This is a genomic window from Psychrobacillus sp. Z16_25, from assembly GCF_056856695.1.
Map to the genome: position 1 here is coordinate 343,918 of NZ_JBXEOV010000002.1, position 16,668 is coordinate 360,585.

Below are 16,668 nucleotides of genomic sequence, written 5' to 3' on the forward strand. Positions count from 1 at the left end.
TTGGAATGGAGACTGGTTTATAGGTTTTCTATATAACTGTTTTAGTCAAAAGGCATGAGCCATAAAAAAGCTCATGCCTTTATGTTTTCCCTAGAATTTATATTTTTGATTTAAATATAGGTATTAACGACGTACTCAAATGACTTTGCATTACACGTTAGAATTCAACTTAATATAGGTCTATGATAAAATGGAAAAGAACAAGAACCAATCAAATTAATCCCTACGACGTCCTATGTTGCACATAGTCGTCGAAGTAGCTATTGTTAGACAGCAGCGAAGGCGGGGGAAAGTGAGCACCAGATCATGCACCCGACCAGACACAAGCAATCGAGTTCCCTCCAACGGGATATCAAGCATGGGGTTATAGTTAATGAAATAACTAAATTGGGGGAAACGCCAGCTGATTTCATTGGATTTTTCGTAATTTAATTGAAAATATTTTTAAAATTTAGAAGAAATTCATTTAAATTAGCAGTGGATTATATCCTTATACGATAGTTTCAGGAAGAAACTTAAATTGGAGTATTTAAGCTAGAAAAAAAGAGGGGGAAAAATGGTTGAAGAAGCACTTAGTATTTATATTATTTTTATTATTATTGTTAACTGGTTGTAGCGATAAAGAGAAACTAAAACCAGATTCGCCGATGAATGCTGCTAACTTGATGAAGTATCAGATTGATAATCAAAATTACAAGGAATTTCAATCGTTATTCTATGAGGATGCAGAGAATACAGTATCAGAAGTTGAATTTACGCGATTAAATGAAATATCTACAAACGGTGCAAATTTTAAAGACTATGAATTAATCACTATGGACAATGGAGAAATGTTTTTGGTTGAATTTGCACCTCTTTTAGAAAATCAAACAGAATACAAAATTGTAAATGTTAAAATTGTCCCAAAAGAAATGAGAGCATTATTTTTTAATAATTAATTCTTTAAATATCGAGAGGTTTAGTTAAATATTCAATTTCTAGTATTGTCACTTTCCAAAATAACAGTATAAACTGTATTTAAAGACGCACAGTAATCATCTGTGCGTTTTCACTTGCCGTATTGACTCTGTTAAATAATAGCAAAGGTTAAATAAAAATTATAGTAGTAAAGCTGTTAATTACCTCCGCTCGTATTTAGATATAAAGGAAATAAAAGACCTTAATCAAGGTCTAAAAGTGCTCGGAATATAACTTCCTCCAAGCTCATTTTCTTATTTTAAGTTTCTCTTTGAAACAGTATTTAATCTTCTAACATTAAAGTTTTCACAATGCTGGTTCTTGATGTAAGCTATCCGCTTGGCGCTTCATTGTTAGCATTTTAATACCAAAAATGATTTTTAAAATGCCATCTATGACTGCCAATATAAGAAAGGGAATCTCGAACAGGAATAGTCCTATTAAAGAATTGAGTGTTGTTAATGCTCCTAAGTAAAGCATAACTTTTCCTTGAGAAAAATAAAAACCCAAGAAATGAATACCAATAACAAGAAATATAGATAACCAAACTAATCTAGATTCATCAAAGCCGATTAATAACCCACAAAGCGTACAAAGAATAACAGTAACTACTATATTAATATTATCCATTCTATCTTGAAACTTAGAATTCTTCCCATAAGCTAATTTATTATTTACATAAGGTAATCCAAAGATCAAGAAATACCCAACAAAATAACCAAAACCCATTAAAAATGGCTGTATCAATAATTCTCCCCCGGTAATTGCAGAGAGAATAATTATGATACCAATATAAACTAACCATACCCCTACCGTTCTCTGATTATTATATTCAAGTTTAATTGCTTCTCCCCCCTATTAAGAAATAATTTGAACACTTAATTGCACCTATCTGTCACACCCTAATTAAATATTATTTTACATAATTTTCAAATATTAATAAATAATTTTCTGAATAACAATTGAATTTGAGTAGCAGACCTCCTTCAATGCGCGATGCCATCGCCACCAAGAATCCTAGTCTTCTAGAAACGCTTATGAATAATCGAATCTGTAATATATTATTTTCATTTTGACAAATATCATTGTCATTTTGACATATATAGTATATATTGGTAAAAGAGGTGGTAATAAATGAAAACACGACTAAAAGAACTAAGAGCGAGAGAGGGACTTAATCAAACAGAGCTAGCGAAAAGAGCGAAAATCTCTCGACAAACGGTTAGTTTGATCGAGCGAAATGAATATATGCCATCTTTACTAATTGCAGTAAGAATTGCGAATGTATTGAAAGAGCCTTTAGAAAAAGTATTTATTTTTAGTGAGGAGGAAATCATGTGAAGCTGATAATCGTATATAGCATCATTTTTATCTACGGATTAAAAGAACTGTTTGAAAGCTATAGCAATAATTCGATTGAAGGCAATATACTTATGATGGTTAACTTACTTGTTATCCTTTGCTTAATAGTAGCCCGTTTTATATTACATAAAGCAGTCAAAGGTAGCAAAATAGAAGTAGATATGGAAATAGAAGATCACCATCAATTAATGCTTGAAAGAAAAGTATATGACGCTTTGACTTCTACTCAAGTAGCTGTAAGCCTCTCCTTTACAGCAGTCTTAGTAGGGTTTGTACTCTTAAGGGATACCGAACCAGAGATTGCACTATGGAGTTGGGTGCTTTCTATTATTTCATTCGTGAATCTATTTCCAAGTCAACAGGTTGCTCATATTACTAATCCATCCTTTAGATTCCCTGATCCACATTCAAAAAACTATGATCAAGAATTTTTTGATCAAATTGACGATGGCGAAAAATATTTGATGCTAAAAAGCCTGTATAAGCTACATGCTTATATCGTGTGGGGGCTTGTGGTGTTAGCATCCTCTCTTATGTTTTATTCCTCCTTCACAGGAAATTCTCAGGTTATCAGCATTATTGGTATCGGTATTTTGTTGCTACTAATCCAAACGATTTATACCATTAGCTTAAAGCCAAGTAAACTAATATAGTTACATGAGGCGGTAGTTATCCTGCATGTATCTCAACGAAATGAGGAAAGGAACAAATCCAATCTGTTCCATCCTCTTCTTTTTGTAAAAGGCTGTTTTCGTAAACTTTGTTGCTTTTGATGTAGGTTTTATATTTTTTCCAAAATATAGTATAATATATTTAGAGAATTAGTTTTAGGAGGTGAAATAAGTTGAGTAGTTTTAATATTTCAGGATTAATCATTCTTTTGCTGTTTATCGGACTAATTGTATGGCTGTTTATATTGTTATTCCGCTCTTTTTCTAAACGTAACAATAGAATGAATAGTATCGAGAAAAAGTTGGACGATATTAACAATCAAATAAAAAGGGATGATGGATAACGACTTTCCATGAAGTCGTTTTTCTTATGCACTTTTAAACATTTCAACTGTTGTATAATTCGTTTTTTGACACGCAGAAATAAGCATTTGCCCCACTCGATTTTCAAATGCTAAGTTTTTACCAAGTTCAAGCCATCTGAACCAGTAGAGGTAGTTATCAAGATATTTCGTTGCAACCCTTTAAGTTTAGCGAACTTTTTATAATTCGTTGCGGTGTCTGTACATAACAAAGCAGACGGGTGAATATACTCACCTATCACAGTGTCAATCTCTTCGGCTTTTGACACATTAGTATCCAAAAGTATCTCCTTCCTTTAAATCTAACGCATGGTTATTAATCAAGACATTATGATCACTTTCCCATTCAACATCTACTTTTTCAGTTCTTTGCTCATAATATATTCTCTTTTTAAACCAGAGTGGTCCGTTTAATTCTCCTCTTACCCCAAACGTTCCCGCTGCTCCTGCATCCCACCGGTAGAAATCAATGGTATAACTATCGTCTGGAGAGCTCACCGTCTTCAAATATTCATTTGCTCCCAATGACGAAAAAAGAAGAGTAAAAGATAAAACTAAAAAAAGAGCGATAGACAACAATGACGCCAATGAAATCGTCAACCAACTTCTCGTCTTTGTAAGCCAACTTCTCTTATCTTTAAGACCTTTAACTCCTAATACGAGAGCAAGTACTACAAGTATAAAGAGAATATAAATAGGAGGTGAAATTAACCAGGTATTATTCATGTTTGAATACAACGAATAGCAGGTTAATGTTAAACAAATAAGTATGAAAATGAAAGACCAAAAGTTATACTGTTTTTCCAGTGTACTCTCCCCCCTTCTTACAATGGAACTGACATAGCAAGAGCCTACTCTATAATATGTAATTTAAAGCTAACGTAGTTAGTTAAATAGGGACACCGATTCATATACGAATTGCGTCCCACTAATTGTGCCTTCCTAAGAATAACTTTCACTAAATTTCCCAATACTAAAAGCAATAGAAATAATTAGCAGTAAGGAAATAACAACAGCCCAAACGCTTTCTTCACCGAATAGCGCAGTCAGTATGACGTCGAACGAAGGAACTCCTATAGCATATAACAATGGTAATCCAAAAGAAGTTGCTAGTACAGCCAACACAAAAATCATTGCTAATGAAATTTTCCTTTTATTCACATAATTCACCTCCAATATAACCACCATACCATAACTTCCATTTTTTTCAAACTAATTATAGAAAAGCAAGTAATTATCTGAAGCACTAATTAGAAAAGTTCATGAATCTTCGCTTTTTTTATTGTTTTTCAATTAAATCAAGTAATTCCTCTGTCTGTTCCTCTGAAACCGTATAAATGGTATGTGTGTTCTCCGAATGCATAAACGAGCTCTTTTCCTCTTTTTTGCCTAGCCATAAATAGTAAATTTCTGTCTGATCGTCAGCATACACAATCTTTGCAGAGAATTTAGGATTCCCCAAATTTGCTATCCCTTTTTCTTTAACAGCACTTGTTAATGCAAGACGAAAAGTCTCGATAGATTTTTCATCATCCAAGACAAGTACATTTTTACTTTGTAATTTTGATATGCTAACCTTTTTCACTACTTGATCAGATTTCAGTATCTGATTAGCTTCCGCTTGATTCGCTATTGCTTGTTGTTCTATTTCCAATATGTTTGTTGAATTATTAACCCCAACTTGACATCCTAAAAGAATAACGGGTACCAACGTCAAAGTGAGAACAAGAAATTTATCATTTTTCATATTGTTATACCTCAAAGGATGTTTTTAATATTGACGTAATATTAAGTGAATTAGTTACATTTTTTTGAAAATATAAATAAAAAGGATTCACAAAGTTGGGGATGACACATTAGGAAAAGTTGATTGAAGTGTCGGCTGGCGACTCCTAGGGGATAAGCGCGTGCGGAAAATCCAATTGTTTCGGAAGCATCCGAAACAATTTAGTTGGAGCCGCGCCCCCAGGAAAGCGTCCAGCCAGAACGGAAATCACCCCCTATATATGGTGATAAACTATAAAAAGACCAAATCACCATGGATTTGGTCTAAAAAGTTTTTATATTATTTAATGAAACAGCCAAAGCTTTCTCTATCAATATACCGAAGTATTGTCTTTCGTAATATGCTCTAATATTTCCTTCACTCTAGCCAAGAATCGACCACATACTAAGCCGTCTAATACTCGATGATCTAATGATAGACATAGATTTACCATATCGCGTGGCGCAATCATGCCACCTTCTAGAATTACAGGACGTTTCACGATTGATTCTACTTGCAGAATAGCCGCTTGTGGGTAATTGATAATCCCCATCGATTGAACAGAACCAAATGAGCCTGTGTTGTTTACTGTGAAAGTACCACCTTGCATATCCTCTGATTTTAGCTTACCGGCACGAACTTTGGCAGCAAGCTCATTGATTTCACGAGCAATGCCTTTAATCGTTTTCTCATCTGCATGCTTAATTACCGGAACATATAACGCATCCTCTGTAGCCACTGCAATAGAAATATTAATATCCTTCTTCTGGATGATCTTATCTCCAGCCCACATTGAATTCATCATTGGGAATTCCTTTAGAGCTTGCGCAACTGCTTTTACGAAAAATGCGAAGTACGTCAGATTGAAGCCTTCTTTTTGCTTGAACTCATTCTTAAGAGAATCACGGTAGTTCACTAGGTTCGTAACGTCTACCTCTACCATCGTCCAACCATGTGGTGCCTCATGCTTGCTGCGAACCATATTTGCAGCAATAACTCTACGTACACCAGTAACCGGAATTTCTATATCACCAGCACCTACCGGGACATTTGGAGCTTTCGCTGTTGGAGTTGATTTTGATGTGCTTTCAGCTTGAGCTGTTTCTTGAACTGGAACCTGCTCCTGAGCTTTAGACTCTTCAGCTTTCGCAGTTGGAATCTCTCCACTTTCAATGATTTTCAGTAGGTCCTTACGAGTGATTCTACCTTCGTTTCCTGTGCCACTCACAAGTGTCAGGTCAATGCCATGCTCTTGAGATAGCTTTAGCACTGCAGGCGAATATCTTGCTTTGGCACCTTTAGGTCTCTCAACCGGTGCGCTCTTTTCGTGTTGTTTTACCTCAGAAGGCTTAACCGTTTCCTGAGAAGGCTGCTCTGGCGCTGCTTCTTTTACTTGCACGACTTGTTCACCAGAGGATGCCCCCTCTGTTTCTATCGTACAAATGATTTCGCCAACAGAAAGAGTATCCCCTTCGCTCGCGATCAACTCTTTTATTGTCCCAGTGAAGGAGGAAGGAACCTCAGCGGTTACCTTATCTGTGTTTACTTCTGCCAAAGCATCATATTTATTCACATGGTCACCTGGCTTAACAAGCCATCTTTCAATCGTACCCTCTGTGACACTTTCTCCAAGCTGTGGCATTTTAATTTGTTCTAAAGCCATTTGTTAATTTCCTCCTTCCAATTAAAATTCCGCTAGCTCTCGCATCGCCTTTTCAACTTTGTCTGGATTGATCATAAAGAATTTTTCCATTGTTGGTGCATATGGCATTGCAGGCACATCTGGCCCTGCAAGACGCATGATAGGAGCATCCAAATCAAACAGGCAGTTTTCTGCAATGATTGCAGCTACCTCACTCATAACGCTTCCTTCTTTATTATCCTCTGTAACTAGTAATACTTTTCCAGTTTTTGAAGCAGCTTCAATGATTGATTGTTTATCTAACGGATAAATTGTACGTAAATCTAGCACGTGGGCGGATATGCCATCCTTTTCAAGACGTTCGGCAGCTTGAAGAGCAAAATGTACAGCTAAGCCGTACGTTATAACCGTTATGTCCTCTCCTTCACGCTTTACGTCCGCTTTCCCGATGTCAATTGTATAATCATCTTCCGGTACTTCGCCCTTGATTAAACGATATGCACGCTTATGCTCAAAGAAGAGAACTGGATCTTCATCACGAATTGCAGCCTTTAACAGACCTTTCGCATCGTATGGGGTAGATGGTATCACAATTTTCAGGCCAGGCTGGTTAGCGAAAACCGCTTCTACAGATTGGGAATGATACAGTGCTCCGTGGATACCGCCTCCAAATGGTGCACGGATAACGATTGGACAGCTCCAGTCATTATTCGAACGATAACGAATGCGGGCAGCCTCGGAAATGATTTGGTTAACTGCTGGCATGATAAAATCTGCAAACTGCATTTCGGCGATAGGGCGGAGACCATACATAGCAGCCCCTATGCCAACACCTGCAATGGCAGATTCAGCTAGAGGTGTGTCTAGCACTCGATATTCACCGAACTCATCGTATAGACCAGCTGTAGCTTTAAATACTCCACCTTTTCTACCAACGTCTTCTCCTAATACGAAAACGCGCTCATCACGAGTCATTTCTTCCTTCATTGCAAGCGTTATTGCATCTATATAAGACATAATTGCCATTACTCGTTCCCCCCGTCTGCATACACATGCTTCAGTGCATCCTCTGGAGCAGCATATGGTGCTGATTCCGCATAATCAGTCGCTTCGTTGACTTCCTTCATCACACGGTCATTAATCTCTTTTTCTAGCTCTTCTGGAAGAATATCAAGATCTCTTAGGTATTTTGCAAAGGTAATCAGCGGGTCAAGCGCTTTTCCTTCTGCTATATCCTCCGCTGTACGATATTGTCTGTCGTCGTCATCGGATGAATGGGCAGTCAAACGATAGGTAACAGCCTCAATCAGACTAGGTCCCTCTCCATTACGAGCACGATCTGCCGCTTCCTTCACTACACGATAAACCTCGATTGGATCTTTTCCGTCTACCGTTACTCCTGGCATTCCATAGCTTGATGCACGGTCTGCAACATTCTTACTTGCAACCTGTCTCTCAAAAGGCACGGAAATTGCATATTTATTGTTTTCTACCATCGTGATACAAGGTAGCTTGTGAACACCAGCAAAGTTTAACCCTTCATGAAAATCACCTTGGTTGGAAGAACCTTCTCCAAGCGTAACAAAGGTGATAAAATCTTTTTTCTCAATCTTTGCAGCAAGCGCAACCCCTACTGCGTGAGGTAATTGCGTTGTTACCGGGGAAGAGCCTGTTAAAATACGATTTTTCTTTTGTCCAAAATGTCCTGGCATCTGGCGTCCACCAGAGTTTGGATCCTCCGCCTTTGCAAATGCCGATAGCATTAACTCCCTAGCAGTCATACCAAAGTGCAGAACGACTCCCATATCTCGATAATATGGTGCAATATAATCTTTTGTATTGTCTAAAGCAAACGCTGCTCCTACTTGTGCAGCCTCTTGCCCCTGACAGGAAATAACAAAAGGGATTTTCCCCGCTCTATTCAGTAGCCACATACGTTCATCGATACGACGTGCCAGCAGCATTGTTTCAAACATCTTTAATACATCGGCATTTGTTAGTCCTAATTCTTCATGACGGTTTTTTGCCATCTAGTTCTCCCCCTTTTTACATATGAATTGCTTTTCCATCTACAGCTAAAGCGGCTTCCCCAATAACCTCACTAAGTGTCGGGTGAGGATGAATGGTATGAGCAATTTCCCATGGAGTCGCATCCAATACCATGGCAAGTCCAGCCTCAGAAATCATATCTGTTACATGTGGTCCAATCATATGAACACCTAGAATATCATCTGTCTGCTTATCAGCGATTATTTTGACAAAGCCATCTGATTCTCCATATACAAGCGCCTTCCCAATTGCTTTAAATGGAAACTTTCCAATTTTCACTTCGTAGCCTTGTTCTTTTGCCTGCAACTCTGTTATGCCTACGCTAGCACTTTCTGGACTAGAGTAAATGCAACGAGATACCTTTGTATAATCGATTGGAGAAACTGTTTTACCTGCAATATGCTCAACAGCCGTAATTCCCTCATGGCTTGCAACATGTGCGAGCTGAAGACCACCAATAACGTCTCCAATTGCATATATATGTGATTCCTTTGTCTGGAATGTTTCAGAAACTTGAATAAAGCCTTTTTCTACTAAAATATCAGTATTTTCTAGACCTATACCTTCTACGTTAGCTTGACGCCCCACTGACACAAGCATTTTATCCGCTTTAAAAATAGAGGTTTCTCCATTGATCTCTGCAGATATTTCTACTTGCTCATTTTCTATCTGGAGAGTATCAGGAAGAACCTTTGCGCTTGTAAAGAATTTAATCCCTTTTTTCGTGAGAAGCTTTTGCATTTCATTCGAGATATCGTGATCTTCCGTAGGAATAATGCGATCCGCATACTCGATTACCGTTACGTCTACTCCGAAATCATTTAATAAGGAAGCCCATTCAATCCCAATTACTCCTCCACCTACTATTAAGATAGAGTTAGGAAGCGCGGTCATTTCTAAGGCATCATCCGACGACATCACATAATGACCATCAATGGTGAGACCTGGCAATGTTCTTGGTCTTGATCCAGTAGCAATGACCACATTCTTAGGAATCAGCATTTCATTTTCTTCTCCATTGTTCATTTCTACGGAAATAGTTCCACCTGGTGAAGGGGAGAAAATAGAAGGTCCAAGCATTCGTCCCATACCTTCATAAACGTCAATTTTCCCTTTTTTCATCAAACCTTGAACGCCAGTATATAATTGATTTACAATTGTATCTTTACGAGCTTGAACCTTAGAAAAATCTAGTGTTACTTCATTAGTGTTTACACCAAACTCAGAAGCGTGATTCTTCGTTGTTGAAAACACTTCAGCACTTCGTAATAAAGCCTTGCTCGGAATACACCCTCTATGTAAGCACGTGCCCCCTAACTTCCCTTTTTCCACAATTGCTGTTTTTAACCCTAACTGCGCCGAACGGATAGCCGCCACGTATCCACCGGTTCCACCACCAATAATGACTACATCATAATCCTTTGCCAAATGAGCATCTCCCTTCGTATAAAAAAGGCCGCTTTACCAAAATAAAAGCGGCCTTTGTTGTAAATTGAAATTATCTATTAACGGCCATTCAATATATGTTTTCCGTTTTGTAAAAATTGACTGCGTGATTTTCCTACTCGCGCAATGCGTTCCTCTGCCATGCGGTCTGCTGCCACATAAGTAGGGATGCCATCTCGTTTAGAAATTTCAAAGATTTTTTCAATATTATTATAAATTCCTGCTACACGTTTCATTGCACGCTCTTCGTTATAGCCATATAACTCATCTGCAACATTGATTACGCCACCAGAATTGATGACATAGTCAGGTGCATATACAATTCCCATTTCATGAATAAGATCCCCATGCTTCGTATCTTTTAGCTGGTTGTTTGCAGACCCTGCAATTACCTTCGCTTTTAATTGAGGAATTGTGTCGTCGTTAATGATCGCACCTAGTGCACATGGAGCAAAGATATCTACATCCTGAGAGTAGATTTCATTTACACCTACTTGGATTGCTCCAAATGCTTCCACTGCTCTGTCGACAGATTTTTGGTTAATATCTGCAACAATTAGTTTAGCACCTTCTTTATGAAGAAACTCACATAATGTATACGCTACGTTTCCAACACCTTGAACAGCAACTGTTTTACCTTCTAAAGAATCAGAGCCAAAAGCCTCTTTCGCTGCTGCTTTCATACCAACATATACACCATAAGCAGTCACTGGTGAAGGATTACCCGAAGAACCAAACGCTTCCGAGATACCCGTCACATAATTCGTCTCCTCGTGGATGATGTCCATGTCCTCAACTGTAGTTCCAACATCCTCAGCTGTAATATAACGACCATTTAACCCTTGGATGAAACGACCAAAAGCACGGAACATCTCTTCATTTTTATCTTTTAATGGATCTCCAATGATAACCGTCTTCCCACCACCAAGATTAAGTCCAGCTGCGGCATTTTTGTATGTCATGCCTTTTGCAAGTCTTAAAGCATCTTCAATTGCTTCCTCTTCGGTTGCATAGTTCCACATACGAGTACCTCCTAATGCAGGACCCAACGTTGTATCATGAATCGCAATAATTGCCTTTAAGCCCGAAGTTTTATCTTGACAGAAGATTAATTGCTCGTAGTCATAAGTTTCCATATATTTAAAGATTTCCATATTTTTGTTCCTCCTAGTAGTTAAATAATCTAAATATCAAAAACTATTAATAGTGAATACCCCTATTTAGGTGAATATATCTCTCTCCTAAAATAATTGATACTTTTCTAGCTTATAATAAAGTGACCTGAGAGATATTTGAAGATTCTTGGCAGCAAGAGACTTATTCCCATCACAAGCCTTCAACGCCTTAGCTAAAATTTTCTTCTCCATTTCATCCATCTGCTCTGAAAGTGGAGCAATTTCTTTATCTTCCTCTTCCGTTTCAAGCACCATCATCTGCTTTGGAAGATGATGTTCTTCTAAAACTCGATCAGTTGTTTGAAGAAAGATCATTGACCTGCTAAGGATTGTTTCTAGTTCTCGAATGTTTCCAGGCCAATCATATGCTTGCAGTGCTTTCATTGCTTCTTTCGAGAACCTTTCGACATTTCGACCAAATTCTTGATTCAGCTTCACAAGCAGCTGTTCCGCAATACCCGGTATATCTCCCTTTCTTTCTCGAAGAGGGGGAACATGTATCGGCATTCGATTTAAATGGAAATAAAAATCTTCTCGGAAGTTGCCTTCTCTCATCTCTTTTTCGAGGTTAAAACTGCTAGCCGCAATAATTCTTACGTCCACCTGTAAAGAGGTAGTTCCACCAACAGGTACAATTGCATTCTCTCGTAAGACCTGTAACAGTTTTGCTTGTGTTTTCTTAGTAAGTTCCCCAACTTCATCTAAGAAAATTGTGCCACCACTTGCTTCTTCAAGCAAACCAGTAATTTGAATGCCATCCTCCACATAGCCAAACAGTTCTTTTTCCAGCTCCTGCTCTTCCATGGAACTACAATTTACTCGGATAAAAGGATGTTCAGAACGATAGCTTTTACTATGTATTGCATGAGCAAACATTTCTTTTCCCGCTCCAACCTCGCCTCTAAGCAAAACATTAACCGGCACATTAGCTGCTAGTCTAGCTTGATCTATTGCCAAGTTAATCTCAGGGGAGGTTCCAGTGATATCTTCAAAAGAATAAGTGGATTCCAATTTCCGAATAAGTGTCCTCGCGTTATCTAGCTCTTTCATTAATCCCTGCATCTCGGTCATATCATGAATAACCCCTACACTACCTCTAAGCTCATTGTTTACAAGGATTGGGGCAACGTTTACTATTACCTCTTTTTCTTCCTTACCAACACGAAGGTTTACACCCCTAATTGGCTTCTTGGTCTGTAATACCTTCAGATGAATACTTTCTCCTTCCGATATATCAGCCGTCGCAGGTTTGCCAATAACTTCTTCTTCCGTAAATCCCGTGATGCGAGTATACGCAGGATTAATTAGAATTCCCTTACCCTCTTCATCTACAACTGAAATAGCATCATCACTAGAATGAATGATTGCCTCTAGCATTTTTTGAATCTCTGTAAGATTCGTAATTTCTTCTGCTAATCGAACCACCTCGGTAATATCCTTAAAAACAGCAAAAGCACCAATTCGCTTTCCTTCTTCGTTTATCATCGGATACCTGGAGGTCACTATTTTGTAACCGCTTTCAAGAGTAAGTTCTTTGTTAAGCTCAATGATCCCAGTTTCGAATACACGCGGTAGTTCACTTAATGCAATGACTTCTTTTATCGGTTTTCCTATTGCCTCTTCAGCAGGGATACCAGTCATTCTTTCAGCACTTTTATTAAAAAAATTTACAATTGCCTGGTCGTCAATTCCGAGCATTCCTTCTTCTACGGAATTAAAAATTAGTTCTTGCAGCATTTTCTTTTGATTTAGAATTTTTATATAACTGTCCTTTTCTTCTAGTAAGCTAACGATTAAATTGGCAATCTCGCCAGGAATCAAAACCGCTGTCGCTGGACGATGATGTAGAAGCTCTTGAAATACCTCTTTTTGTCCTGTTACATCAATAATAATTTGTATGTCACTCGAGAGCAGGGATTTCCATTCCTTATAAGTGGGTATATTCTTGTTTCTAGCATATTCCATTCCAGGAGCCATGTCATCGATATCCACAACTGCAGAGACTTGTAGGTATTCTGCCTGTTCAATCAATTTAAGAAGTGCATATCCACCGTTACCTGCACCTACAATGAGTATTTTTTGCAAAAATATGCACACCCCCATTTTTCTTCTGCAACTTATTGCATTTCTTACTTAATCATACATGAAGTTCCTAACATTGACAATCAAAAACTTGAAGGTAAAATATAAGTGGAAGGACAGGAGTGAGAGTATTGGCTCGTTTATTAGCATTAATTGTACTATTAATACCAGGAATAATAGCGGCTTTTGGTATCAAATTAATGAGAGATACCTTCTTCGGTGATCAAATTCTACCTTTTGGAGGGCTTGCTCTTCAATTTATTTGTGGGATTATCTTTACTCTGCTAGGATTAGGATTTTTTGCTGGATTCTTGTTAAATCGAGACCGCAAAAACGGTAAAGTGGCACCTCGTTTTCAAAAGAATAAATAGTCAAATTAACAAGTCTTATAGCTGCTACCAAAATAAAAGCGTCCTTTCTCTCTTTTGAGAAAAAGGACGCTTTTTATATTCCGAAAAATTATTAACGTTGTCTTTGTTTTCTCATTACCGTATCAGGAAAATCGGTAATCCAGCCTATGACACACTCATGGGGATTTTGTAGATAATTTTCTGTCCCTTTTATATTGTAAAACCGCAGGGGAAATCCAGCTTCCCACACCTTATCCATTAAAGGTGTACCATAGTATTTTTTGTTCAAATGTACGGCGTCTAAGTGTGGAGATGTTAAAATCTCTTCCCACTCTGCATATTTCTTTCCTATAAAAGCAGTCTTTATCCCAAGATTCATCTGATGAATCGTTTCTAAAATACTCCACTCAAAGGAAGAAAAATGTATATCCTTTAATACACTGCTTTTTTGCACTACTTCTCTAATTTTTTCCTTTTTCCCTAAAAAAGACTCTTTTAATTCGATATTGAGCTTTATATCATAGCTTTGTACAAAGTCGATAAATTCTTCATAGGTTAACACTCTGTGGTAAAAAAATTTTCGAAAGTAGGAGTTCCCAAGTTTTAGTTTCCGAATATCTTCTGCTGGTAGATCGGTTATTCGCTTAGGATTTCCGGCTAACCTAAAAAAATCTATATCGTGTGTGACAAAAGGTACGCCGTCTGCTGATAGCTGCAGATCTAATTCCAAGCCATCTACACCCAGCTCAATCGCCTTCTGAAACGCCTTTAAAGAGTTCTCCAAATATTTACTAGATAAGCCACGATGTGCATACACAGGTATATTAGACATTTAACTCCCCATTTTCTAACTTAAATTTCCCTTTGGTAGGTCGTGATAGAACAGTTGATTTATTCCCTATTTGTATAACTGTTCCCCCATTCGCTTCCTTTGTAACCTCTATATAATACTCGTTATTTTGTTTTAGTATTTCTAACACTCTCTTAAGCTCGTTATCTATTTCTTTCACTTCTTGCTTTAGCATATTATATTGTTGTTTAGTCTGCTCATACATAGCGATTTGCTGAACTGTCATATTTACTTTTAGACGGCTAAGCTGCTCCAACTTTGCTTCTAGATTTACTAGCTCTGTCTGCTTTGTCATCATCAATTGGGCTTGAGCCTTTGTGTGATCAGTTATTATTTTTCGGTCGAGTCCCTGGACAATTAGTTCTGTTTTTCTTTCCATACTATTGCCTGTGTATGCAGTAATGATAGAGTTTATCGCAACAGTTTTACCTCCAATAATTTTCCCTTTACGTTCATCTAACTTTACCTCACTAGCTTCTATGTCAGTGCCCAGGGCATAATAACCAATATGAACAGTTCCTTTAGCAGAGAGAAAGCATTCGTTTGCATGCTTTATATAGATATTTCCGTGGGCTTCGACCTTAGTTCTTCCTTTTCCGAAAATTCCTCCTTTTATAAAGATATCTCCTTCTGCTGATTTTATAAGCTCTGCTTGATTTACCCCTTCTTTTGATTCTACGGAAATATCACCAGATGCGACAACAGAATATCCGGGCATTATCGTTCCTCTAATTTGAATAGAACCATCAAATGTTAAGTTCCCAGTTTGTAGACCAACATCTCCTTCAATAACAAGATGCTTCTGGACCGTTAGAACTCCATTAACTTCATTTATGATACCTTTTGTCTTCGAGCGGATAACAGTCTTCCCTTCCTCTTCCACTTCGTAAGCAGTAGCTTTGTCATATTTTAATGGGGTGTCTTCTCCCATGAGTGCAGTGATATTCTCTCCAAATATATTTCTTCCTGGTTCTCCTTCTTTGGCAGGAATTTTTTCACCTAGCCAAGAACCTTCCTTTATTTCTACGATAAATTTCATATCGAAAAAATCTGCTTTACCGCTTTCATCAATCATCGGTTTTTTTTCTGCTTGCTGTAAATATGTAATTTTTGCATCCTCTCCTTTTGTAGGAGGGGTTCCTTGAGCAATTACGATTGGCTTACCTTGCTTGAAAGACATGATGTCCAGCGGCTTGATACCGTAAATAATCCCATGCTCTTTCAGTAGCTTTTGAACTGCTTCCTGGACCTCTATTATATTGTTCTGTATATACTCGGGAGTTTCATAGATACTAATTAGTGCCTGCATGCCGTCAGCAGATACCTCTATTTCTATCCGATCAGTCCAATCACCAATTTCGATTGGATCCTCTGAAACCTTATTAATATTTTTTTTAAGTAGCATAAAATTGGATACTCTAAATCGAGGATGTTTCTTTGTTATTTCATCAAATTTTTTTAATTGAAAACCTTCTTTTTTCACTATCAGAAATACTTTCCCTTTTACTTCTGAGAGAGTAATATACTCATTTTCTTCTATACATGTCACAAACAAAACCCCCTAATTTCCTTTTAACAAACCAAAAAATAATAAAAAATAAGTAAAAAAATATCATTTATATCTAGCTCTATAATACCATAGTAATCCCTTCAAGCAGGCTACTATTCATGAAATAATTAGTTTTTTGAGAAAAAAAGAGCCTTAACTACTATATCTCTAGGTTGAATTAGATAAACATATTTTTCCCATTGAGAATTGGATAATTAAGAGTGTTGTAGAAGATATCCTTAGACTAGAGACAACAGGGGAATTAGATAACAGCCAGATTCGGAGCAATAGCAGTAGCATAAAGTGAAACTTTGATTGGTGGGGGTTTTCTTTCATCCCCCACCAATCATTAGTTGAACCAATCGGGTTTTTAGGGACAGTTGATCTCCCACTTAGCTGTCTCATTTC

General features: G+C 37.5%; 17 protein-coding genes and 1 pseudogene. 5 read left to right on the forward strand and 13 right to left on the reverse strand.

The window, feature by feature from the left end; translation table 11 throughout:
- Positions 1 to 560: 560 nt before the first annotated feature.
- On the forward strand, positions 561 to 938 hold the full coding sequence (locus AC1VU3_RS04435; protein ID WP_482982895.1) for a hypothetical protein: 378 nt from the start codon (positions 561 to 563) through the stop codon (positions 936 to 938).
- 325 nt (positions 939 to 1,263) lie between these two features.
- On the opposite strand, the gene AC1VU3_RS04440 is transcribed toward AC1VU3_RS04435, so the two are convergent.
- Positions 1,264 to 1,800, reverse strand: a complete 537-nt coding sequence (locus AC1VU3_RS04440) for a DUF6609 family protein (RefSeq protein WP_480388116.1) — start codon at positions 1,798 to 1,800, stop codon at positions 1,264 to 1,266.
- A 291-nt stretch (positions 1,801 to 2,091) separates the two neighbouring features.
- Between AC1VU3_RS04440 and AC1VU3_RS04445 the strand changes: the two genes are divergently transcribed.
- The 3 genes from AC1VU3_RS04445 to AC1VU3_RS04455 all read left to right on the forward strand — a co-directional run bounded on the left by AC1VU3_RS04445 (position 2,092) and on the right by AC1VU3_RS04455 (position 3,334).
- The gene (locus AC1VU3_RS04445; RefSeq protein WP_480388088.1) at positions 2,092 to 2,298 is read left to right on the forward strand and encodes a helix-turn-helix transcriptional regulator; all 207 of its coding nucleotides are present in this window, start codon (positions 2,092 to 2,094) and stop codon (positions 2,296 to 2,298) included.
- Complete coding sequence (locus AC1VU3_RS04450; RefSeq protein WP_480388089.1) at positions 2,295 to 2,972, forward strand: DUF3169 family protein; 678 nt, start codon at positions 2,295 to 2,297, stop codon at positions 2,970 to 2,972. The genes AC1VU3_RS04445 and AC1VU3_RS04450 overlap by 4 nt, the downstream gene beginning before the upstream one ends.
- 191 nt (positions 2,973 to 3,163) lie before the next feature.
- Positions 3,164 to 3,334 carry a hypothetical protein gene (locus AC1VU3_RS04455; RefSeq protein ID WP_480388090.1) on the forward strand — a complete coding sequence of 57 codons (171 nt, stop codon included), beginning with the start codon at positions 3,164 to 3,166 and terminating at the stop codon, positions 3,332 to 3,334.
- Positions 3,335 to 3,358: 24 nt separating this feature from the next.
- On the opposite strand, the pseudogene AC1VU3_RS04460 reads toward AC1VU3_RS04455, so the two are convergent.
- The 10 genes and pseudogenes from AC1VU3_RS04460 to AC1VU3_RS04505 form a co-directional block, all read right to left on the reverse strand.
- Positions 3,359 to 3,615, reverse strand: a pseudogene (locus AC1VU3_RS04460) (IS1595 family transposase); the annotation flags it as partial.
- Positions 3,616 to 3,622: 7 nt separating this feature from the next.
- Positions 3,623 to 4,078 carry a DUF5412 family protein gene (locus tag AC1VU3_RS04465; protein ID WP_480388091.1) on the reverse strand — a complete coding sequence of 152 codons (456 nt, stop codon included), beginning with the start codon at positions 4,076 to 4,078 and terminating at the stop codon, positions 3,623 to 3,625.
- 216 nt (positions 4,079 to 4,294) lie between these two features.
- Positions 4,295 to 4,513 (reverse strand): hypothetical protein, encoded by a 219-nt coding sequence (locus tag AC1VU3_RS04470; protein WP_480388092.1) that lies wholly within the window; start codon positions 4,511 to 4,513, stop codon positions 4,295 to 4,297.
- 118 nt (positions 4,514 to 4,631) lie between these two features.
- Entirely contained in the window at positions 4,632 to 5,099 is a 468-nt protein-coding gene (locus AC1VU3_RS04475) for a YhfM domain-containing protein (protein WP_482982896.1), read from the reverse strand.
- A 349-nt stretch (positions 5,100 to 5,448) separates the two neighbouring features.
- Positions 5,449 to 6,780 carry a dihydrolipoamide acetyltransferase family protein gene (locus AC1VU3_RS04480; RefSeq protein WP_482982897.1) on the reverse strand — a complete coding sequence of 444 codons (1,332 nt, stop codon included), beginning with the start codon at positions 6,778 to 6,780 and terminating at the stop codon, positions 5,449 to 5,451.
- A 21-nt stretch (positions 6,781 to 6,801) separates the two neighbouring features.
- Positions 6,802 to 7,785: an alpha-ketoacid dehydrogenase subunit beta gene (locus AC1VU3_RS04485; protein WP_480388095.1), complete on the reverse strand. Its 984-nt coding sequence runs from the start codon at positions 7,783 to 7,785 to the stop codon at positions 6,802 to 6,804.
- The gene (locus AC1VU3_RS04490) at positions 7,785 to 8,789 is read right to left on the reverse strand and encodes a thiamine pyrophosphate-dependent dehydrogenase E1 component subunit alpha (protein ID WP_482982898.1); all 1,005 of its coding nucleotides are present in this window, start codon (positions 8,787 to 8,789) and stop codon (positions 7,785 to 7,787) included. Before AC1VU3_RS04490 ends, AC1VU3_RS04485 begins: the two co-directional genes overlap by 1 nt.
- 16 nt (positions 8,790 to 8,805) lie before the next feature.
- Positions 8,806 to 10,236 carry a dihydrolipoyl dehydrogenase gene (gene lpdA, locus AC1VU3_RS04495; protein WP_482982899.1) on the reverse strand — a complete coding sequence of 477 codons (1,431 nt, stop codon included), beginning with the start codon at positions 10,234 to 10,236 and terminating at the stop codon, positions 8,806 to 8,808.
- A 77-nt stretch (positions 10,237 to 10,313) separates the two neighbouring features.
- Positions 10,314 to 11,408, reverse strand: a complete 1,095-nt coding sequence (gene bcd / locus AC1VU3_RS04500) for a branched-chain amino acid dehydrogenase (RefSeq protein WP_482982900.1) — start codon at positions 11,406 to 11,408, stop codon at positions 10,314 to 10,316.
- An 87-nt stretch (positions 11,409 to 11,495) separates the two neighbouring features.
- Positions 11,496 to 13,514 (reverse strand): sigma-54 interaction domain-containing protein, encoded by a 2,019-nt coding sequence (locus tag AC1VU3_RS04505; protein WP_482982901.1) that lies wholly within the window; start codon positions 13,512 to 13,514, stop codon positions 11,496 to 11,498.
- Positions 13,515 to 13,642: 128 nt separating this feature from the next.
- Here AC1VU3_RS04505 and AC1VU3_RS04510 point away from each other — a divergent pair, with 128 nt between their 5' ends.
- Complete coding sequence (locus AC1VU3_RS04510) at positions 13,643 to 13,882, forward strand: DUF2627 domain-containing protein (RefSeq protein ID WP_480388100.1); 240 nt, start codon at positions 13,643 to 13,645, stop codon at positions 13,880 to 13,882.
- A gap of 91 nt (positions 13,883 to 13,973) precedes the next feature.
- On the opposite strand, the gene AC1VU3_RS04515 is transcribed toward AC1VU3_RS04510, so the two are convergent.
- Both AC1VU3_RS04515 and AC1VU3_RS04520 read right to left on the reverse strand, forming a co-directional pair.
- Positions 13,974 to 14,693, reverse strand: coding sequence for a glycerophosphodiester phosphodiesterase (locus AC1VU3_RS04515; RefSeq protein WP_480388101.1), 720 nt, complete (start codon positions 14,691 to 14,693; stop codon positions 13,974 to 13,976).
- The gene (locus tag AC1VU3_RS04520) at positions 14,686 to 16,260 is read right to left on the reverse strand and encodes a DUF342 domain-containing protein (protein ID WP_480388102.1); all 1,575 of its coding nucleotides are present in this window, start codon (positions 16,258 to 16,260) and stop codon (positions 14,686 to 14,688) included. Before AC1VU3_RS04520 ends, AC1VU3_RS04515 begins: the two co-directional genes overlap by 8 nt.
- Positions 16,261 to 16,668: the final 408 nt, after the last annotated feature.